Source organism: Clostridium sp. CTA-5 (assembly GCF_054768135.1).
This window is the reverse complement of the sequence record NZ_BAAAAT010000001.1, coordinates 556,835-577,089: the sequence shown is the minus strand read 5'-3', so window position 1 is coordinate 577,089 and position 20,255 is coordinate 556,835. Positions and strand designations below refer to the sequence as shown.

Below are 20,255 nucleotides of genomic sequence, written 5' to 3'. Positions count from 1 at the left end.
TAGTTTTCCTTTAAAGTTAATTTTTAAACCTATACTCTAAAAAAAAGTGGTTTTATTTTTGGATAATATGTCAATACTTATAAAATGCATAACAGTTGGAGGTATATTTATGAAATTATTTTTTATTTGCTTAATAATTTTAATAATTATATTAATACCTTTTCCTTTAAAAATTAGTATGTACTTTTCAGACGAAGATTATTATATAAAATTATATAAAATTATTATTTTGTCAAAAAAAAATACTACACATAATGTTAAATTAGAAAAAAATGAAAAAGAAGATACTCATAAAAAAGTAAAAAGGAAACTCTCAAAGAAAAATTATTTTGAATTATTTAAAAAAATAAATAAAAGATATTTAATTAATAAACTATATAGTTCAAAGTTTAAACCATTTATTAATTTAACAGGTGATTTATCTTATTCTCTTGGAGATGCAGCAAATACTGCAATTTCATATGGAATCTTATATCAAGTTTGTCCAATAATATATTTTCTTTTTAATATATTATTTAAAACAAATAAATTCAAATTTAATCTAAATCCTGTATTTAAAGATAAAATTTTAGTAAAATTTGAAATTTCAAGTATATTATTCTTTTCAATTGCAAACATTATAAATATATTAATCATTATATTTAAATGTATGATTTATTCAAAGGAGGTGGACCCTTAATAGGGTAATATTATGACAAATGAACAACCCGTTGAGAACTTAATGAGAAGTACAATGGAAAATCTTAGAGATATGATCGATGTAAATACAGTAATAGGTGATGCCGTTGAAACCAAAGACGGTACTTATATAATACCTATTTCCAAACTAAGCTTTGGTTTTGCGTCAGGGGGAACTGAATACTCCACATTGCAACAAAATGCTAATAAAGAATCAAAATTTCCATTTGGTGGTGGTTCTGGTGCTGGAGTTTCTGTTAAACCAGTTGCATTTTTAGTTGTTAAAGAAGATGGTGTGAGAATGCTACCAGTTGATCAAGATTGTACTTATGATAGAATTGTTGATACTGTTCCCCAAGTTATAGATATTATAAAAGATTTATTAAAAGATGTAGGAAAAAAGAATAAAAACGATAAAGCTGGTAATACTACTAATATCGATGTAGATGTTACAGAAGAAATTAATACTTCTTCTAGTGATACTACATCTGATTAAAAATAACTCCTAATTTTTTAATTTCATACACATTAACATGGAATAGGTGTACTGATTAAATTCAGTACACCTATTTTAATTTATAATAAAACTTAGCTAGTCCTCATTAAACTCTTCATCAATAATATCATTTTGAGAATTTTCTTCTGCAAAAAGATCTAATGATGGAAGTTGTTTTAAGTCTTGAATTCCAAATTGTCTTAAAAATTCTTCTGTTGTACCATATAATATAGGTCTTCCTGGAACTTCTAATCTTCCTACTTCTTTAACAAGTTCTCTCTCTATTAATCTTTGTATAGCACTTTCAGATTTTACACCTCTTATTTCATCAATATCAATTCTTGTTATAGGTTGTTGATATGCTATAATAGCTAAACTTTCTAATGATGCCTGAGATAATGATTGCCTTTTACTCTTTTTTAAAAGCTTTTGAATATAATTACTATTTTCTGATTTAGTAACTAATTGATATGATCCTTTTATAAAAATAAGTTTTATTCCTCTCTCCTGTTTATCGTATTCTTCAATCATTTCATGTATAACTGACTCAACAACCTCTGTTTCTTCTTCAAGATAAATCGATAAATCTTTTAAACTTAACGGTTCTCCACTTGCAAATAATAATGCTTCTATTGCTGATTTTAAAGACTTCTTTGTAAAATCTTCTATGAATTGGATTTGTAAAGTGCTATTCTTCTTCAATATCGTCTCTCCTTTCAATTATTATATTATTGAAATTATCACTTTGATATACCTTGATTTTTCTTAATTTTACCATTTCGAGTAATGCTAAAAAACTTACAATACATTCTAACTTACATTCACATCCAGCCATTATTTCTGAAAATCTACTACTTTTATTTTCTTTTAATAAAAGTAACATCTGTTCCATTTTATCTTCAATTTTATATTTATCAACAAATATTTTCTTTTGGATTACATTCGCTGTATTTCGCTTATTGTTGTAAATCTCTAAAAGATTATTATACATATTATATAATTCTAAAAGAGTTAAATTTTTCAGTAAATCCTCATTACTTTCTGGCTTCTTGATTTCTTCTATTATTTCTGGCTTTTTAGTATATAATTCTCCTGAACTTATATATTTTTCTTTGAAGAATTCTGCTGCTCTTTTTATTTTTCTGTATACTATAAGCTTCTCAAGAAGATCTTTTTCCTGGTCTTCTTCCTCTTCGTCTTCCTTTTTAGATTTTGGTAATAAATGTTTAGATTTTATTTCAATTAATGTAGCTGCTACAACAATAAATTCAGAAGTAAGTTCTAAATCCATAACCTTCATATCATCAAGGTATTTTAGATATTGATTGGTTATTTTTGATATTTCTACATTATAAATATCCATTTGATTTTTTTTAATTAAATGAAGTAATAAATCAAATGGCCCTTCAAAATTTTTAATCCTAATATTAGGAAAATCCATATATTCACCCACCTTTTTACAGCATGGATATCTGTTATTTTAATTCTCTTCTTTACATAATAACAATTATCTAGATTTTAAACAAGATTATTGGTTAAAAATCAGCTATATTTCCTAAATCACTTAATCTATCCTACAATATAATTATATAGTAAAATACTTACTTTACACTTAAATAAATCTTTAACAATTAGCTTCTTAAACTTAAAGCCACTACTGATTTTTACACATAAAAAGAGACAGGTATCATTTTACCTATCTCTTTTCTATGTACAGTGATTCTATACGCCTTTTTCAAATAAATTCTTAATATTATACTTAATATTATCAAATATATTGCCTTTTTTAATATCTCTATCAGAATATATATCTATTTCTCCTACTTTTTCTTCTCCTAAGTAAACTTCACATTTACCAACAATTTCGCCTTCTTTATATTCTGGCTTTAATTCATCAATAACTACTTTCTTTGTTAATTCACCACTACTACCTTTAGGTATTACTGCTGTTAAGTCATCCTTTGCTTTTGCCATAAAGAATTTATCTGTTTGTTTGCTCATAGGAACTTTTTCTACATCTTCATCCTTTGATACTACCTTTTTACCCTCATATTTTGAAAAACCATGATTTAATAATATTCCTGCATCTCTATTTCTTATTTTATAAGTTGGAGCTCCCATAATTACTGTTAACATTCTTACTCCATTTCTAGTTGCAGTAGCAGAAATACAATATTTTGCTTCACTAGTGAAACCAGTCTTTAATCCATCACAGCCCTCAAAAAATCTAACTAATTTATTATGGTTTACTAGTTCAATTGGAGATTTTCTTCCCTCTGAAATAGAGTCCATATAAGTCCCTGTATATTTTAATACGGTTGGATGCTTTAATAATTCTCTAGACATTATTCCTATATCTGTAGCTGTTGATAAATGTCCCTCTGCTGGCAATCCATTACAATTTTTAAATGTTGTATTTTTCATTCCTAATTCTTGTGCTCTTTTATTCATTAATACAACAAAATCAGCTTCATTCCCTGCTATATATTCAGCTAATGCAACCGCTGCATCATTTCCTGAAGCTATAGCTACACCTTTTAAAAGTTCTTCTACAGTTCTTATTTCTCCTGTATCAAGTAGCATTGTGCTTCCACCCATTTTTTTCGCATTTTCACTACAAGTCACCTTATCATCTAGTTGCATTTTCCCACTATCTATTGCTTCCATAGTAAGTAACATTGTCATTATTTTAGTTACAGATGCTGGAGCAAATTTTTCATCTGGATTTTTCTCATAAAGAACTTTTCCTGTATTTGGTTCAATTAATAGAGCTGATTTAGCTTCAACATTCATTCCTTCAGGTTTAGCCTCATCTTTGAATGTAGTTGCCTTTACAGAAGTTATTGGAATTAATAATACTGTAAAAATTAAAATTAAAGCAAAAGATACAAATCTTTTCATATTATTTTTCATCATTCTTCCTCCTTTCAGAATTAGTGTTACCAAAAGGATAAATAATATGATAATAAAATCTAAAATCACCAAAGAATTAAAACAAATCACATTATTTATAACATATAAATATGGTAGTAAATACTTTTTTATATTTACTACCATTACTTCTATATAAATAAACTAACTTTTTATAATTTTATCTTTAATATAAAATTAATATCATTTTATGGTTTTTTATCTTTTGGGTACATTAGTAGGATCTTGAATCAAAGTTGCAAAATAGTAATCATGGTCATGTCCATCTTCAGTACTTGTTTCACCTTTTAATAGATGAATGTGTTTTCCATTTGGAAGATTAATAGCTTTACTAGTAGTATCACATATCTTATGAAAATGGTCGTCAAAAGTATCTGTAAGAACAGCTACTTTATGGATATGAGAATCCCCACATTTAATTGGAGGACCAGTTACACCACTAATTCGATGATTGTGTAGTACGCCTTCATCATCTCTTGCATAATCTGTACTTGATTCAAATTCGTGATTATGATTTTTAATTTTCTCCTTATCATTATTACAATCATAATTATATCCCATAAAAACTCCTCCTCTGTTATTTAAAAAATAATACTCTATTACTCTTTTGCATATTCATGTGTTATAAAAACATATACATATAAATGTTTACTTTTTACTAATATTAAATAACAAAATACTTAATATTGTTATTTAAAACTTTTAAATTTCTTTACTATTTTGTATGATATCAATATATTCTATCTAATGAATTATTGTTACCAAATAGCCTATTCTTTTTATAACATATTTAATATTACTTAAAATTTTCGTTATGTTTTTAAGTCAATTTTGATATTTTAGTATAAGGGGGATTATCATTGGAATTTGTTTTTTAGAATTCTTAAGTAAAAGTCAAAATTTTAAATATTTATATTCAATAAAAAAAATAAGGTAGATTAAACTTTAACATCTAATCTACCTCTAAAAATAATTATTAAGCTTGCAAAAATCTTTCATAGTTTTCTATTTTATCCTCTCTATTGGTCTTTTTAATCCAACTATTGTATTCTAAAATAGCTTCTTCTACGCTTTTTAATTTTAATTTATTATTATTTTTTCTTCTCATTTCTGCATACATATTAATTTTAATTATATTTCCCATCATATCACCCCCTTTTTATATTTATAATAACATTAAATTATTAAATTTATATAACTAAAAATCTTAATAAAAACTTAAAATAATTTAACTCCTTTGTATACACTTTCATATTTTAAAAAATAATCCCATAGTATATTAAGATATATACATAATGAAAATAAAATAAGACCAAGAATTACTCTTAGTCTTATATAATATATTTATTTAACACAATTATTGCAAGGATCTGTTTTAGGGCAACTTGAGGCCGCTCCCTCTAAAACCTCTTTACTTCTAGCAAGTGATTTACAATTTTTATCATAATGATATGATTTTCCATCTTTTGTCCAATAAACTATTCTACTTCCTTGTGCTGATTCATTTGTAGTTACATCACCATTATTAGATGCTGAAATTTTACTATTTGAATTATTATTAGATTTTGAGTTATTATTTAAAGTATTATCATTTGATGAACCTGATTCATGTTTATTTCCTGCTACATTTGATTTATTATCTATCGGACTTACATTAAATGTAATATCATCACCATTTGAAGTTGCTATTATTGTTCCTTCTATATCTGTTCTAAAGACATTTATATTTTTAGCATTTACTTTATCTATTGTTTCTTTATGTGGATGTCCATAATCATTGTCCTTACCACAAGAAATTATTGCATACTTTGGATTAACCTTATCTAAGAAAGCTTGGCTTGTTGAAGAATGACTTCCATGGTGACCTAATTTAAGCACATCTCCACTTATATCTAACTGTTTAGCTAATATTTCATCTTCACTTAAAGCTTCAGCATCCCCAGTAAAAATAAATGATTTATTTCCATACTTTAATCTTGTAACTATAGAATAATTATTTAAACCTTCATATTTACTACTATTAGGTGCCAAAAATTGTAATGTTGCATTTCCTATATTTAATGTGTCTCCTACAGTTGGAGCAGTAATCTTTACTCCTTTACTTTGAAGAGCTTTTACCATATTTTCAAAAGTCTTAGTTGTATGTGTAACTTTTGGAGCATAAAAATTTCCAATATTAAAGTTATTTATTATAGTAGCCATTCCGCCTATATGATCCTCATGTGGATGTGTCGCTATTACATAATCTAAATTCTTAACTCCAATAGATTTTAAATAATTTAATGCTTTATTATCATTACATCCTGCATCTATCAAAATATTCTTTCCATCAACTTGAATTAACTCTGAATCAGCCTGACCTACATCAATATAATGTATTTTTAGATTTGTTAAATCATTTTGACTAGTACTCTGTTGAGTTTTAGTGCTTGTATTAGTTGATTCATTAGGTTTTGTTTGTCCACACCCTACTAAAGACATTGTTAATAATAACATTAATAACAAACTTAGGAACTTTTTAGTGATTTTCATTTTATTCTCCTTCTCATTTGTACAACTTTTATATTTTCTTGTATTATTTTACTATCAGATTCAGTGTAAGGCAATAAATAGTGAATATATCGAAATTTTTGTTATTTTTGGATTATATTTTCAAAAATATATTTAATTTTTATCTATTGCTTTTTACTTATAAATGTTATATCTAAAAACTATGTTTATCATTTCTTTTACGATCTAATACATTTTTAATTATAAAAATAATTCCTGCTATTAATGCTCCAACCATAAATGCTTGTATACTACTATTAAACTGCATAAAACCTCCTATGTATTTACTTTTTCTAATTTTTAACTATTTTTTATATTTTAATAACTGCTTAAATATGTTGAATATATAGTTAAAATTAACATTGTTATTAATATTTTACCTAATTTATTCATACTTCTATATTTCCACATCAAATATAATCCTACAGGGCAGAAAAAAATTAAAAAGAATACAGTTGCAAAGCCTTTTTCATACCACTTTTCTTTCATTATATTTTGCCTCCTAACTCAAATACTACATATTTCACATCTTTTTCCTCAATAATTTTACTATCTTATGTAATTTAAGTCAAAAAATAAAGGCAGCACATAGAAATTAATCTACATACTACCTTATTAAATTAATCTATTTAAGTTTGATTTTTAATATTTTTTCTCAAACCCCTATAAAATCAAGCTCTTGGATGTGTATTCATATATATATAATTGATTTTATCATTATTAATTATTTCATAATAAGTATCCATATATGTTAATACTTGATTTCCTAATAATTTTTGTACTGCTCTTACATTTGCACCATTTTGAAGAAGATGAACTGCAAATGAATGTCTAAAGGTGTTTAAATTTACATCCTTATCCACATCTGCTTTTTTAGAATATTCTTTAACTATTCTCCAAATACCTTGTCTTGTTAATTTATTTCCATTTAAATTAACAAACAAATTTTGTACTCCACATTCTGCAATTTTATATCTTATACTTAAATACTCACTTAATGCTCTACAAGCACTTCTTCCTATTGGTATTAATCTCTCATAATTTTTACTATCAGTGCATCTTACAAAATGTAACTCAAGGTTTACATCATCTACATTTAAAGATATAAGTTCAGACACCTTCATTCCTGTTGCATACATTAATTCCAGTAGTGCATTATCACGAATTCCCTTCGGACAATCTTTTTCTACTGTTTTTATTATCTTGTCCACTTCATCAATAGTTAAAATTTGTGGTAACTTTCTATTGTTTTTAGAACTCTTATATTCTATCTTTGGTACTTCCTTTATTAAAGATTCACTTTTCAAATATGAGTAAAAACTTCTAAGACTTATTACTATTCTATTTACAGATCTTTCTGATTTACCAGACTCTAATAAATGTTGTATATATGCTAATATAGTTAAATCATCACTTTTAAATACATCTATACCTTTTTTATTTAAAAACTTAAGATACAATGTCACATCCGTTACATAAGCATATATAGTATTTTCACTTTTTCCACTATTAAATAAATATTCTTTATAATTATTTATAATATCTATCATTACTCTCTCCTATACCATTGATTATGATTATTATTCGACAAAATTATCTTTTTCCCTTTTTACCATGATTTATATCCTAAGTTTATAACTTTTTACACTAGACACATAAAAAACTATTAATTTAAAATGCGTCCTATCCTTTACTTTTTAATAAAATTTAGAAACCACAAATTTCACAAAGTTAGGTGATACATAAGTTTCTACCAATACTCCTACTATAAATAACCCTAATATTATTATTAGTTTATTTCCTATAAAACTTAAGAATGGGTCATTGGTATTTGTTCTTTTTAAAAATTTCCCTTTAAATCTTTGAGTAGACATAGCTAATGCTATAACACTTAATGCTATAAAACAAGGAATATATATTAAATTCTGAGGAATTACAGATGCTAATGCTAGTCCAATACCTTTTCCATCAAATGTTGTCATTATAAAACAAAATGTATACCCGAGTGTAAATCCTTTTAACATATCTAAAATTAATATGAATGGTATACCAAAAAAGGTCAAACCTAATATGAATATAGGTATTATTAATAATATATTTTTCTTTATAACATTAAATAACAAATTTTCATAATTAACAGGGTTATCCCCTATTGAAGATGTAAAACTTGAAAAATAACTCACCAGATCGTTTCTATTTGACGGACTCATATACTTAACTACATACAGACCAAAGGATATTCCTAAGCAGAACATTATAAGTACCATAAAAAAATATACTTTTTTATCTCTAAAGGTTTCACCGAGCTTATTTATTATAAAATTCATCTCTTATTCCTCCTCAAGTTACTCTACTTTATACTATGTTTAATATTCCAAAATTATTCATAGAACCTAATTTTATGTATGTTAATAAAAATTTTGTAATTTTTATTTAAAACTCTTCATAAATCACATAAACACTTACTTTAGAATAAAATTACTATGTTATATTTTAATAATATTTCATAACTTATAATGGATAATTCTTTAAAATTTTATAAAATTCTCTATACACTAAAAAAGATGACTTTTAATTTAGTCATCTTTAAAGCTGAAGGTATATGAATTATTCTTTAATCCAAATAGAATATGATTTAGAATTCACACTAAAATTACCATATCCTTTTTCATTTATAACTACTTTTTCTTTAATATTACCTGATATATCAAAGAAAGTCATTCCCGAATGTTTTTCTCCAATAAACATAGTTTTGTTATCTTTTCTTCCACTAGAAATCAATGCAGCCATTCCTGATTGTTTATGAAAATCATCTCCCTCCCTTGTCCATCCAATAACATTTTTATCATCTATATAATCATGTTGAATTCCATAAGCATAATCTTTTCTTGCTCTTAAAATTAAATCAAGTTCTTTTTTAAAACCTAAAAAATTCTTTTCAGGTATTCCATAATAATCACCATAAAAAATACAAGGATAGCCTTCTTTTCTTGTTAATATAAAGGTATATGATAATAATTTGAACCATGGCTTTATCCAAGATTCAAGTGATTGCCCTGGTTGTGTATCATGGTTTTCAATAAAAGTAACAGCACATTTTTCATCATATTCTACTAAAGTATTTCTTAAAATACTTCTCATATCAAATTCACCCTCTAAATTTGCTGCATCAAAAAATTTATAATGAAGAGGAACATCAAATAATAACATACTATCTTGAACTTTCTCTTTATAATATTTAAGTTTATTTATATCTCCAGACCAATACTCTCCTACAGCAAATAATTTTTTACCACTAGTCATTCTTACATGATCTAACCAATCCTTAAAAAAATTAAATTTTATATGTTTTATTGCATCCAATCTTATTCCATCCACGTTAGTTTCTTTTATATACCAATCTCCCCATTCTTTAAGTTCATTAATCACATTAGGGTTATTCATATCTATATCTGCACCCATTAAAAAATCATAATTGCCGTTTTCATTATCTACATCCTGAGACCATTGCTTATTCGAAAATTTAAAAATTCCTTCATGTTTATTTAAATCATCAAAATCAACACCTGTAAAATCATTAGCTTTCCATTTATAAGAAGAATATTTCTCTCCTCTTCCTGGAAAATTAAAAACAGTAAAGGCTTTAATATCTTTAGCATCTTCAATAATTTTATTTCTATCATTTTTATCAACAAGTTGTGCATTTACTAATTCACTTTCATCTGCTCCACATTTGTGATTAAATACTATATCAGCATAAACCTCTATACCATTTTTTTTTGCTTCATTTATAGCTGATATATACTCATCTTTTGTTCCATACTTAGTTCTTATAGTACCTTTTTGATTAAATTCTCCTAAATCATATAAATCATATATACCATATCCAACATCATCTATTCCTTTTGCACCTTTATATGCTGGTGGTAGCCATAAAGAGGTAATTCCTGCTTCCTTTAGTTCTTTTGATTCTTCTTTAAGTTTATTCCAAAGAGAACCATCATTAGGATAATGCCATTCAAAATATTGCATCATTGTTTTATTGTCTTTTTCTTTGTTTAAGTTTTCTTCTGTAATGTCATTTATCTTAAAAGAAGTTTTTAAATCTTTATTTTTATTTTCATTACTTTTTTCCTTAGTATTTAATTTAAAATATATTTTTCCTCCTACTATTACGACTATAACAAAAACTATTGTAACTAACCATATCATCTTATTAACATCCCCTTTTTATATAAAAATTATAATTTCGGTACCGATTCCAATTCGCTTCCCATTAAGTGATTATTGATATTTTAGCTTATAAACTAAAATATCAATAATCACTAAAAATATAGGATTTATTATATACTAAATCTATTCCCATCCTAAAATAAAAGCTCTATCATTTATTCTTATAGATCTTCCATTAATCTTCTCTATTAGTATCTCTTGAACATTATCCACTTTTTTTTCTGTTATACTCTTTATTCCTGATTCTTTTCCTATACGTTCAAAACCATCATACCAAAGTACCATATTTTTATCTATAGTTACTTTATCTCTAATATTTTTATACTTAAAAATACTAATAGTAATGCTACTAATTCCTATTTTATTTGCAATATCAGCAATAGTGCTCTCTATAGTACTTGCAATATCGTTAGATAATTCTTTCTCTTCTTTTACACTATATAAATCTTTTATTGCCTTAATCCCTTCGTCTAACGTAAAACTTTCTTTTTCTTCAAAGTCTCTAATCATGGCCCTGCAAATTTCTTCAATATATTTCCCTTTATCCATAATACATCTCCCCTTTGATTTATCTTCTATTACTAATTGACAAGTCAAATTTAATAATTATACTTTTTAGGTATAATCAGGATTATTATATGTTATATTGATATGGTAAAGGTTTATATTTAGTATGTCAATACTATTTTTTTCTAAATAATTAGTTATATAATTACATAATATTTAACTTAGTATATAATTATAAGTGTTTACAAAATATTTAATGGCACATAAAAAAATAATGCATAAATATGTTTATATATTTGATTGGTTATTTTCTTTGATATGCCTAAATTATATTATTATGAGGTGATTACATATGAATATATATATTGCAAATGAACATTTTTCAGATGCTTGGTTTTGCTTTAAAGAAGGAGAAGAAAAAGATAATTTATTAACTTTAAGCGATAAAATATGTGGCTCAATACATATTTTTTCTGATGAAGGTACAAACGATTTAGAATTTGTTTCTATTCCTTCAAATGAATTAAATTTACTTTCTTACGAATACTCTTGGTGTGATAAACCAATAATTAGATTTTCCACAAAAGGTATATATTCTTCAGATAAGATTATAAAAAAAGGAACTTCATATTTTACTGTACAAACTGATTATAATTTTTTAAATGCCCAAATTGAACTTGAAGAATTAACTGAAGATGTAATAAGATGTGCAGGAATATCTATTGAAGAATTAATAATATATGCTAAATTTCGTTGGTGTGAAGATATGGATTTAAATTGCATCTTTGAAGATGAAGCATTATATATAGAAAATAAAATATCCTTAGGAAAAGAGAAAGTACAGAAATTAGCTGATGACCAGTTTTGTTGGGCTCACTACGAAGATGATGAATATTAAAATATATCTAAATTAATAAAGTTATGTTTTTAAAACAATATTAATATTTTAGCCCTAAGAATAGAGAATGTACTCTAACTCTTAGGGCTAAAAATATTTATTAATATAAGTTATGCTTTATATTACATATAATCTTTAGTATCAACTTTTAGATTTTTTCTTCTTAATCTATTTTCTATTACTTCCTTAACTAATGAGTATATTACTGCAAATAAAGGTACACCTACAATCAATCCTATTATTCCCAAACACTTTTCTCCAACTAATATAGCAAATAGAATCCAGAAAGCTGAAATTCCAATAGATTCTCCAAGTATTTTAGGACTAATGATGTTACTATCTATTTGTTGAACTACTATTATTATTACTAAAAACCATAATGCTTTAACCGGTGAAACTAATAAAATTATTAATAAAGATGGAATAGCTCCTATAAATGGTCCTAAAAATGGAACCATATTTGTTATTCCTATAATAAATGAAACTAATAAGCTATAAGGTATTCTAAAAATTATTAATACAATAAACATAAGTATACCTATAATAAGAGAATTAAATATCTTTCCAACTAAGAATTTTCCAAAAATATTATCGGTCCTTTTAGTAATTTTAATACTTTTTTCCACAATAATTTTAGGGAAAATTCCATACATAATTTTTTTAGTTAATCCACAGAATTTTTCTTTATCTATTAGTAAATAAAATGAAATTATTAATCCTAATATTAAATTCCATATACTATAAAAAGTATTTGTTAAAATCTTACCTATTACAATCACTGAATTTGGAAATACTTTCAATAGATAATTCGTAAAATCTTTAAAGTAATTATTTATTAAATCTAAGTATTCACTTTCAATGTTTAATTTTAACAGCATTTGATCAGAAAACTCAATTGATCTATTAATATATTTGGGGAAGTTATCACTTAACTTTACAATACTCATAAATAATTGAGGTAATATTATTTTAGAAAACAGATATATAATAAAAAAAGCTGTTAAATATGTAAAAATAATTTCTAATATTCTTTTACTTTTACTTTTTATATGAATTTTATTAAATATTTTTCTATCATAAAATATAAGTAAAAAATTTAATATATAAGCAATAAAAAAACCAATAATAATTGGTTCAAAAACCACTATTACTTTATTAATTTTACTTAAAAATAGACTTAGTTCCGATATAGATAAATAAAATAATATTACTGCACATGCTACAGTAAAAACATAAGTTGAGATGGTCGTGTATTTGGTATTCCAATCTAATTTCATATAATTATCCTTCTTTTAATATTGTATTTTGATTGTTGGTAAAATTATATCACGTTGTTTTTCTGTTATCAATAAAAGATATTAATACATCGCCATACATAATATTTAAGTTTTGTTATTAAATTGGTACATATATTATAATAAAAATAAAATGTATTAAATACCTTTTATTTTTTCTATATATTATATAATATTAATATAACACATGTTAGGGGAGGTTTAGTTTTTTATGAATAATATACTAACAGAAGAAAATATAAAAAAATTAAGAGAGGAATTAGACTATAGAATGACCGTAAAAAGGGCTGAAATAGCAAAAGAAAAGTTAGTAGCTGCTGCACACGGTGATAGATCAGAAAATGCAGAATATAAAGAAGCTTGTAGGAACTATAGAGAAAATGATAATAGAATTCAATATTTATTAACTATGATTTCAACAGCAACTGTAATAGATGATAACAATATAGATAAATCAACATTAGGTATTAATAGCAAAGCTAAAATTAGATTTATAGAAGATGACTTTGAAGATACTATAACCTTAGTAACTACTATGGATTTAGATCCAGAAAATATGAAAATAAGTATAGAATCTGATTTAGGTAAAGCATTAGCTGGCAAAAAACAAGGTGACATAGTCGAAGTTATTGCTCCAGAAGAGAAATATACAGTAGAAATTTTAGAAATTTTATAATTGTATCTTAATAATATACTCTAATCTTAAAGGGATTGTCTCAAAATTAATATACTATATAAAAAGATTCATATTAAGTATAAAGCTCATGGGCATAGGAATTTGCCCTTATACTTAAATCAACATTTATTTAAATATAGTAAATAAAGATATTTTTTGAGACAGCCCTTTATTTTATATATTCTATATTAATTATTTAAATACACTATTATATATTTATAAAATACGATTTATAGAATAATTTTATAAATTAAAATCAAACTAATCTATATATATATTAAGAGAAAGAGTTGATAATATGTTTATAGATAAAAAAGATGCTGGAGAACAACTTTCTGTAAAACTAAAAAAGTTTAAGGATGAAAATCCTATCGTTCTTGCTATTCCAAGGGGTGGAATAATAACAGCATATCAAACTATTAAAAAATTTAAATTTGAATGGGATTTAATTATTCCAAGAAAAATTGGTTTACCTGATAATAAAGAAGTTGCCATTGGTGCTGTATCTTTAGATGGGACATATCTTCTTGATGAACAATATATAGATATGTTAAACATCCCTAAAAAATATATAAAAAATGAAATATTTCAACAGATAGATGAAATTAAAAGAAGATTAAATAAATATAAGGGAAATGAAAACTTTCCTGATGTAAAGAACAAAACAGTAATAATTATAGATGATGGAATTGCAACTGGTTTTACAATACAAGCTGCTATAAAATCAATAAAAAAACATAATGCAAAAAAAATTATCTTAGCTGTACCAATAGCGCCACAAAATACAATTTCTATGTTAGAAAAGATTGTAGATGAAGTTATCTGTTTATTTATTCCGTATGATTTTTATGCTGTAGGTTCATATTATGAAAATTTTGAACAAACTACTGATGAAGAAGTCTTTAATGTAGTAAATGAATTAAAAACGTATACTTGCAATAAATAATTATATATTATGAAAAGCCTACTACATTCTCTGTATGAGTTTAATTTTGAAAACGGTTTATATATTTATCTTCTTTATATATCTAATTAAATATAGCTAAAGTGTTTATATATTATTCTTCTAATAAATCTTTTGATTTTCTCAATAATAATATATTAAAAATCAAAAGATTTAAGTAATAAAAAACATCAATATACTTTTTATATTGATGTTTTATGATAAATCTGATGCTAATTAAACTTAATTTATTAATAAAATTTTGGTTATTTTCTAAATATTTTTAATAAACGTAAATAATGATTTGCTTCACGTAAAGTATGATCACCCAATAATGGTATTATTATAGATTTAATTTTACAGTCTAATAATCCTTTAGTGCCTTCTTGCTTAAACTTACTTATTTTTTCAGTCTCTTTAAGACTATCATTTGTAACCTTGGAAATTGATATTGATTCATCCATTGCTTCTTCTGCTTTTATTGTCAGCTTATCAAATTCATGTCCAAAATTATTTGCTGTATTTATCAATTCATTTTCAGTTGGATCAAGAAGTCCTCGTATAAATTTTGAATGTTCAGCCATAATTCTATTCCAAAAAACTTCTTGCTCATAAGCTTCTCTCTGTATATTAATTTCTTCACGGTTTTGTAACATATTAATTAGCCTAAGATATAATTTTGCTTCTCTTAAAATATGATCTATAAGTAAAGGATAATTAACTGTAAATACCTTACAGGATAAAACATCTGATAATAATCTAGTTTTAAGAATTTTTAAGCCTTTAGTTAATTCTATTGCTCTATTATTAATTGAAAATACTCTTTTTTCTAAATTCATATAATTATATTCAAATAAAGAACCACCCACTAGTCCTTTTTCTATTTTTGTAATGTTAGTTGGAATTTTTACTCCTGTAAAATATGATGAAGCTTGTTCAGCTTCTAATGTAAAAGGCGTTATTACTTCACCGGATTTTAATACATCATTGCTAACAACACCGTCAGAAATACAAATTACATCAGCTAAAAGTTTATCAAATCCCATTCTAAAAGCATCTGCCTCATTTATATAATCTGAGTCCTTTGGCGTAAAACCTACTTCTAAAAAGAATGAATGTTCCTTCATAATTCTTGCAAAAAAAAGATGCAATTCTAGTGATTGTTGTATAAATTTCTTACTGGATAACATGTTAACTTCTCCTAAATATAATACTTAATTTTAATATATTAGTTAAATATATAAATTGTTACTTTGCTATATTTACTAATTTTCTATATATAATAAATACATTATACATTTTAGTTCTAAATTACCACTGATATATCCCTTGTATAGAAAATTGAAATGTGTTATTATAATCTCACAACAAAGAGTAACTGTTTTACAAATAGTTTTCTTCACACTTTCTGGGATATTCGCTGGCTCTTATTTTGAACCTACAGCTAAGTTTTGGGAGTTCAATATTTAGATACGAAAATGTACTTTCACGTGAGTCCTTTTACGGCATTGAAATTGATTGAACTATCTGTGAGAACACCCACCTATCGAGAGATAGGTGTCAAAATCAGAGTATCGATATTTTGGATATAAATTTAAAAAAATTCAAGCCAATGCTTAATATTATTAAGCATTGGCTTTTTAATTTATTGCTATGTTTTAGAATAGTTTTGATAACATATCAAATTTTAAGTGAAGTGAAAAATAACTTCCCCTAATTCGTATTTTGAGAAATTATTAACATATTTAAAATTCCTATTTACTTAAAGAATCAATATATTCTTTCGCTTCTTTCAATCCAATTCCAGTAGCAATTCTATATTTTTTTATTGCTTCAACTTTTTTACCTTCTAAAATAAGGCTTTTTAATTCATCCGTTATTGTATCAGGTACTCCAACTTGTTCAGCGATCTTATTTAAATTTTTATTTATGCGTGTTATATCAGTTCGCATCTGGCTAATACTACTTACTATCCATAGTAATAACCCTACTACTGCAATTCCAAAAATAGTTAAGTAATTCATAGTTACGTTCCTTTCAAGTTCACATAATTCTACAAATAAATATTATATTATAGTCCACTCGTGCCCTAATTATAACATTAATTTCTATATAATCAATAAATATAGGTTCTCTTTCTTTAAAATGCTTTATTTTTGTATAAGCATGGGTTACATTGCATTGAACCATGAAGTTTTTGGTTTTCACTAATTTCTTATCATTTTTAAATAACTGTAACCATTTGAACCAGTACATATAATTACTGATATATTTAGTTGCAACACCATTAAAAAAGATATATTAATTTTCAACATTAATTTAAAATATGATTAATTTATTTATAATACTATTAATTTTAATATATTATATTTAAAATACTTTGTTTTTGCATTTTTTTAAAAATATTTCTTCATTTAAAAACTGTATATCTTGTCCCTTTTCCTTTAGGTCCACTGCCTTTTTAAGCTTATTACTCATTTCTTCTCTATGTAAATCTTCTATATCCTTTGTATTAGTCACTAAACATGTTGTTTTCTTTGTTACAGAACTTCCAACAGTTCCACTAAGTTTTCTTACTAATCTTGTTGCTTCATCTCTTGTCATAGACGATAATCCACCTGTAAATACAACAACCTCGTTTTTAAACGCAGTAAAATTAAGATTATCCATTATATCTTCATTCTGTCTTGAAGGTTGTTTATTAGATCTTTCAAAAATTCTCCCTTTAGTTGAAGACGGCTTATATCCATTTTTATTTACATATCCTAAAGTTACTCCAGCTAATCTTGATATTTCATTAATGTCCTTTGACTTTAATTCCTCTGATATATTTAATAAAATATTACTACATGCCATTGCATCTGCCAAAGCATCATGGTGCTTAAATTCATATCCCAAAAAATTATTTACTGTATTAAGCCTTGCATTATCAAGGTTACCATAAAAATTTCTTGAAAGTTTCATTGTACATATATATTCAAAATTTGGTGTTTCTATATTATAAAGTTCAAGAGTTTTTCTTAATACAGACATATCAAATGAAGCATTATGAGCTATTACTAGATTATCATTAAAATAATACTTAATTTTTTCCCACACTTTATCAAATTCTAACTCATTCTCAACCATACGTGGTCTTATTCCATGAATTCCAATATTTATTGGCATAAATCTCATTTCTTTAGGCTTTATTAAATGATGTACTTTTTCTATAATCTCACCATTTTTTACAACAACAAGTCCTATAGAGCATGGACTATTTCTTTTTTCATTTGCAGTTTCAAAATCTATTGCTACGAAATTCATTCTTTTTTCTCCTATAAAAATCTCTACTTACTTGATTCTTTATTCATATTCTCTAAATTGTTACATTCTTCTTCATATAGATTTTCTAAATAATAATGATCTTGTAACTTTCCTGTTAAACTAGTCCATAAATAAACTCTTCTTTGAAGTTCTATCCCAAATTCTCTTTTCATTTTAACTTTGAATTGATCTAAATGAGGTTCATTTTCAAATTCCTCAAAACTCTTCATTTTTTTTGTCTTATAATCTGTAAACATAGAAATAACATATCTTCCATGTTCCTGTAATTGTTCCTCTAATTCAAATTTTATAACATTAATAAGACCAAATATTACAAACTGCTCTTCATAAATACCTTTACTGCTATATGATCTTAATTGCTTATAGAATTCGTCTTTTAATTCTATTAAATACTCAACATTATTTACATTATTTATATCTTTAGATAAAGTATATTTTTTCATTAACCTATACCCTCTTGCAATTCCTCCTATGCTTCTTATAGAAGTATTAGTTAATTTAATGGCATCTGCAATATACTCTTTAGTATTAATTTTCTCTATAAACTCATCAAATATTTTAATAAAGTTTTCTATTAGTAAACCTTCAATTAATGCATCTTCTTTTTTTACCTCTTTTCTTAAATCCTCTCTAACTATAAAAAAGTTACATAGTGATTCTAAATCACTATCAGACATGTTATTATCACTTATATTTAAAATGATTTCATTAATTTTTCTTATTAGGGTTGGTTTTAACTTATCAATATTTTTACTATTTAATTCATTCAATAAATCTTTTATTTCTTTATAAAACATAAATTTCTCCTCCAAAATTGCTTATTATAGATTAATAATTTTTCTAAATTTATATTAATTATTGTCTATTTCCAAACTTAGTAATATAAAAAATAATTTTTATATTTTTTATATTAGTTATTTTGTAATAGTTACTTATATGTTAATTATATCATTATTTCCATAATACTATCTTCAAATGTGTATATATGACTTAATTATAATATATAAATCTTCAATATCTATTTAAAACATAGCCTAAAACATAGCCTAAAATATAAATAATATCTTACAAACTATAAATTACGTAAAAACATGTATTATCACCAAATTTATACAATTAAATAAATAAATTATGAATTTCACCTTTAAATTACCACCTATATATCTCTTGTATATAGAATTTAAATGTGTTATTATAATCTCACAACAAAGAGTAACTGTTTTACAAATAGTTTTCTTCACACTTTCTAGAATATTCGCTGGCTCTTATTTTGAACCTACAGCTAAGTTTCGGGAGTTCAATATTTAGATAAAGAAATGTACTTTCAAGTGAGTCCTTTTACGGCATTGAAATTGATTGAAATATCTGTGAGAACACCCACCTATCGAGAGATAGGTGTCAAAATCAGAGTATCGGTATTTTGGATATAAATTTTAAAAAAATTCAAGCCAATGCTTAATATTATTAAGCATTGGCTTTTTAAATTATCACTCTCTTTTAAAACAGTGTTAATATTTTAGTATAATGGCGAACTGGCATTTGAATTTGCTTTTTAGAACTCTTAATGAAGATTTGTCCAATTATCTGCTTGTCAGCAATCTTTGATTGGGAACATGCATTAATTGGACTAAACTTTATTTTAGAGTTCTTAAAGTAAATTCCTCTGTACATGAGCTTTATACTATAATATTAACACCCACTTAAAACATAACTTTTTTTAT

At 24.9% G+C, this 20,255-nt stretch carries 21 protein-coding genes, 1 other RNA gene and 1 pseudogene; 6 read left to right on the top strand and 17 right to left on the bottom strand.

The window, feature by feature from the left end:
• Window positions 1–109 precede the first annotated feature (109 nt).
• Window positions 110–679 (top strand): DUF2953 domain-containing protein, encoded by a 570-nt coding sequence (locus ACYUET_RS02585; RefSeq protein WP_460277657.1) that lies wholly within the window; start codon window positions 110–112, stop codon window positions 677–679.
• Between the two features lie 12 nt (window positions 680–691).
• Window positions 692–1,174 carry a GerW family sporulation protein gene (gene ytfJ, locus ACYUET_RS02580; RefSeq protein WP_460277656.1) on the top strand — a complete coding sequence of 161 codons (483 nt, stop codon included), beginning with the start codon at window positions 692–694 and terminating at the stop codon, window positions 1,172–1,174.
• A gap of 96 nt (window positions 1,175–1,270) precedes the next feature.
• Here ytfJ and scpB read toward each other — a convergent pair whose 3' ends face one another.
• The 11 genes from scpB to ACYUET_RS02525 form a co-directional block, all read right to left on the bottom strand.
• Window positions 1,271–1,876 carry an SMC-Scp complex subunit ScpB gene (gene scpB / locus ACYUET_RS02575; protein WP_460277655.1) on the bottom strand — a complete coding sequence of 202 codons (606 nt, stop codon included), beginning with the start codon at window positions 1,874–1,876 and terminating at the stop codon, window positions 1,271–1,273.
• The gene (locus ACYUET_RS02570) at window positions 1,863–2,615 is read right to left on the bottom strand and encodes a segregation/condensation protein A (RefSeq protein ID WP_460277654.1); all 753 of its coding nucleotides are present in this window, start codon (window positions 2,613–2,615) and stop codon (window positions 1,863–1,865) included. Before ACYUET_RS02570 ends, scpB begins: the two co-directional genes overlap by 14 nt.
• A gap of 281 nt (window positions 2,616–2,896) precedes the next feature.
• On the bottom strand, window positions 2,897–4,087 hold the full coding sequence (locus ACYUET_RS02565; RefSeq protein ID WP_460277652.1) for a D-alanyl-D-alanine carboxypeptidase family protein: 1,191 nt from the start codon (window positions 4,085–4,087) through the stop codon (window positions 2,897–2,899).
• Window positions 4,088–4,303: 216 nt separating this feature from the next.
• A complete protein-coding gene (locus ACYUET_RS02560) occupies window positions 4,304–4,666 on the bottom strand; it encodes a YmaF family protein (protein WP_460277651.1) in 363 nt (120 codons plus the stop codon).
• Between the two features lie 415 nt (window positions 4,667–5,081).
• Complete coding sequence (locus ACYUET_RS02555; RefSeq protein ID WP_460277649.1) at window positions 5,082–5,249, bottom strand: BTB/POZ domain-containing protein; 168 nt, start codon at window positions 5,247–5,249, stop codon at window positions 5,082–5,084.
• Between the two features lie 200 nt (window positions 5,250–5,449).
• Window positions 5,450–6,637: a ComEC/Rec2 family competence protein gene (locus ACYUET_RS02550; protein ID WP_460277647.1), complete on the bottom strand. Its 1,188-nt coding sequence runs from the start codon at window positions 6,635–6,637 to the stop codon at window positions 5,450–5,452.
• Between the two features lie 336 nt (window positions 6,638–6,973).
• Entirely contained in the window at window positions 6,974–7,144 is a 171-nt protein-coding gene (locus tag ACYUET_RS02545) for a surface lipoprotein-related protein (RefSeq protein ID WP_460277646.1), read from the bottom strand.
• Between the two features lie 182 nt (window positions 7,145–7,326).
• On the bottom strand, window positions 7,327–8,205 hold the full coding sequence (locus ACYUET_RS02540; RefSeq protein WP_460277645.1) for a tyrosine-type recombinase/integrase: 879 nt from the start codon (window positions 8,203–8,205) through the stop codon (window positions 7,327–7,329).
• Window positions 8,206–8,352: 147 nt separating this feature from the next.
• The gene (gene spoIIM / locus ACYUET_RS02535; protein ID WP_460277644.1) at window positions 8,353–8,982 is read right to left on the bottom strand and encodes a stage II sporulation protein M; all 630 of its coding nucleotides are present in this window, start codon (window positions 8,980–8,982) and stop codon (window positions 8,353–8,355) included.
• Between the two features lie 280 nt (window positions 8,983–9,262).
• Window positions 9,263–10,867: an alpha-amylase gene (locus ACYUET_RS02530; protein WP_460277642.1), complete on the bottom strand. Its 1,605-nt coding sequence runs from the start codon at window positions 10,865–10,867 to the stop codon at window positions 9,263–9,265.
• Window positions 10,868–11,011: 144 nt separating this feature from the next.
• Window positions 11,012–11,437, bottom strand: a complete 426-nt coding sequence (locus ACYUET_RS02525) for a hypothetical protein (RefSeq protein ID WP_460277640.1) — start codon at window positions 11,435–11,437, stop codon at window positions 11,012–11,014.
• Between the two features lie 310 nt (window positions 11,438–11,747).
• Between ACYUET_RS02525 and ACYUET_RS02520 the strand changes: the two genes are divergently transcribed.
• Window positions 11,748–12,293 carry a hypothetical protein gene (locus tag ACYUET_RS02520; protein ID WP_460277639.1) on the top strand — a complete coding sequence of 182 codons (546 nt, stop codon included), beginning with the start codon at window positions 11,748–11,750 and terminating at the stop codon, window positions 12,291–12,293.
• 122 nt (window positions 12,294–12,415) lie between these two features.
• Here the strand turns inward: ACYUET_RS02520 and ACYUET_RS02515 are convergent, their stop codons facing one another.
• Window positions 12,416–13,570, bottom strand: a complete 1,155-nt coding sequence (locus ACYUET_RS02515; protein WP_460277637.1) for an AI-2E family transporter — start codon at window positions 13,568–13,570, stop codon at window positions 12,416–12,418.
• Window positions 13,571–13,799: 229 nt separating this feature from the next.
• On the opposite strand from ACYUET_RS02515, the gene ACYUET_RS02510 reads away from it, so the two are divergent.
• Window positions 13,800–14,264 (top strand): GreA/GreB family elongation factor, encoded by a 465-nt coding sequence (locus tag ACYUET_RS02510; protein WP_460277635.1) that lies wholly within the window; start codon window positions 13,800–13,802, stop codon window positions 14,262–14,264.
• A gap of 298 nt (window positions 14,265–14,562) precedes the next feature.
• Window positions 14,563–15,210 (top strand): phosphoribosyltransferase, encoded by a 648-nt coding sequence (locus ACYUET_RS02505; RefSeq protein ID WP_460277634.1) that lies wholly within the window; start codon window positions 14,563–14,565, stop codon window positions 15,208–15,210.
• A gap of 263 nt (window positions 15,211–15,473) precedes the next feature.
• On the opposite strand, the gene ACYUET_RS02500 is transcribed toward ACYUET_RS02505, so the two are convergent.
• The 5 genes and pseudogenes from ACYUET_RS02500 to ACYUET_RS02480 all read right to left on the bottom strand — a co-directional run bounded on the left by ACYUET_RS02500 (window position 15,474) and on the right by ACYUET_RS02480 (window position 19,331).
• Entirely contained in the window at window positions 15,474–16,397 is a 924-nt protein-coding gene (locus tag ACYUET_RS02500; protein WP_460277632.1) for a DUF2935 domain-containing protein, read from the bottom strand.
• Window positions 16,398–16,961: 564 nt separating this feature from the next.
• Window positions 16,962–17,231 carry a ribosomal protein L7/L12 gene (locus tag ACYUET_RS02495; RefSeq protein ID WP_460277631.1) on the bottom strand — a complete coding sequence of 90 codons (270 nt, stop codon included), beginning with the start codon at window positions 17,229–17,231 and terminating at the stop codon, window positions 16,962–16,964.
• A gap of 94 nt (window positions 17,232–17,325) precedes the next feature.
• Window positions 17,326–17,499, bottom strand: a pseudogene (locus tag ACYUET_RS02490) (IS1595 family transposase); the annotation flags it as partial.
• 78 nt (window positions 17,500–17,577) lie between these two features.
• Window positions 17,578–18,513 (bottom strand): exonuclease domain-containing protein, encoded by a 936-nt coding sequence (locus tag ACYUET_RS02485; protein WP_460277630.1) that lies wholly within the window; start codon window positions 18,511–18,513, stop codon window positions 17,578–17,580.
• A 23-nt stretch (window positions 18,514–18,536) separates the two neighbouring features.
• Window positions 18,537–19,331: a hypothetical protein gene (locus ACYUET_RS02480; protein WP_460277629.1), complete on the bottom strand. Its 795-nt coding sequence runs from the start codon at window positions 19,329–19,331 to the stop codon at window positions 18,537–18,539.
• Between the two features lie 443 nt (window positions 19,332–19,774).
• Here ACYUET_RS02480 and ssrS point away from each other — a divergent pair.
• A non-coding RNA gene (gene ssrS / locus ACYUET_RS02475) (6S RNA) lies at window positions 19,775–19,965 on the top strand.
• Window positions 19,966–20,255: the final 290 nt, after the last annotated feature.

Coding starts and splice junctions, on each gene's coding strand:
- ACYUET_RS02485 (WP_460277630.1), bottom strand. CDS start 18,513: ATGAATTTCGTAGCAATAGATTTTGAAACTGCAAATGAAAAAAGAAAT.
- ACYUET_RS02545 (WP_460277646.1), bottom strand. CDS start 7,144: ATGAAAGAAAAGTGGTATGAAAAAGGCTTTGCAACTGTATTCTTTTTA.
- ACYUET_RS02520 (WP_460277639.1), top strand. CDS start 11,748: ATGAATATATATATTGCAAATGAACATTTTTCAGATGCTTGGTTTTGC.
- ACYUET_RS02585 (WP_460277657.1), top strand. CDS start 110: ATGAAATTATTTTTTATTTGCTTAATAATTTTAATAATTATATTAATA.
- ytfJ (WP_460277656.1), top strand. CDS start 692: ATGACAAATGAACAACCCGTTGAGAACTTAATGAGAAGTACAATGGAA.
- ACYUET_RS02540 (WP_460277645.1), bottom strand. CDS start 8,205: ATGATAGATATTATAAATAATTATAAAGAATATTTATTTAATAGTGGA.
- ACYUET_RS02530 (WP_460277642.1), bottom strand. CDS start 10,867: ATGATATGGTTAGTTACAATAGTTTTTGTTATAGTCGTAATAGTAGGA.
- ACYUET_RS02510 (WP_460277635.1), top strand. CDS start 13,800: ATGAATAATATACTAACAGAAGAAAATATAAAAAAATTAAGAGAGGAA.
- ACYUET_RS02565 (WP_460277652.1), bottom strand. CDS start 4,087: ATGAAAAATAATATGAAAAGATTTGTATCTTTTGCTTTAATTTTAATT.
- ACYUET_RS02525 (WP_460277640.1), bottom strand. CDS start 11,437: ATGGATAAAGGGAAATATATTGAAGAAATTTGCAGGGCCATGATTAGA.
- ACYUET_RS02505 (WP_460277634.1), top strand. CDS start 14,563: ATGTTTATAGATAAAAAAGATGCTGGAGAACAACTTTCTGTAAAACTA.
- ACYUET_RS02550 (WP_460277647.1), bottom strand. CDS start 6,637: ATGAAAATCACTAAAAAGTTCCTAAGTTTGTTATTAATGTTATTATTA.
- ACYUET_RS02515 (WP_460277637.1), bottom strand. CDS start 13,570: ATGAAATTAGATTGGAATACCAAATACACGACCATCTCAACTTATGTT.
- ACYUET_RS02570 (WP_460277654.1), bottom strand. CDS start 2,615: ATGGATTTTCCTAATATTAGGATTAAAAATTTTGAAGGGCCATTTGAT.
- ACYUET_RS02495 (WP_460277631.1), bottom strand. CDS start 17,231: ATGAATTACTTAACTATTTTTGGAATTGCAGTAGTAGGGTTATTACTA.
- ACYUET_RS02480 (WP_460277629.1), bottom strand. CDS start 19,331: ATGTTTTATAAAGAAATAAAAGATTTATTGAATGAATTAAATAGTAAA.
- spoIIM (WP_460277644.1), bottom strand. CDS start 8,982: ATGAATTTTATAATAAATAAGCTCGGTGAAACCTTTAGAGATAAAAAA.
- ACYUET_RS02560 (WP_460277651.1), bottom strand. CDS start 4,666: ATGGGATATAATTATGATTGTAATAATGATAAGGAGAAAATTAAAAAT.
- ACYUET_RS02500 (WP_460277632.1), bottom strand. CDS start 16,397: ATGTTATCCAGTAAGAAATTTATACAACAATCACTAGAATTGCATCTT.
- ACYUET_RS02555 (WP_460277649.1), bottom strand. CDS start 5,249: ATGGGAAATATAATTAAAATTAATATGTATGCAGAAATGAGAAGAAAA.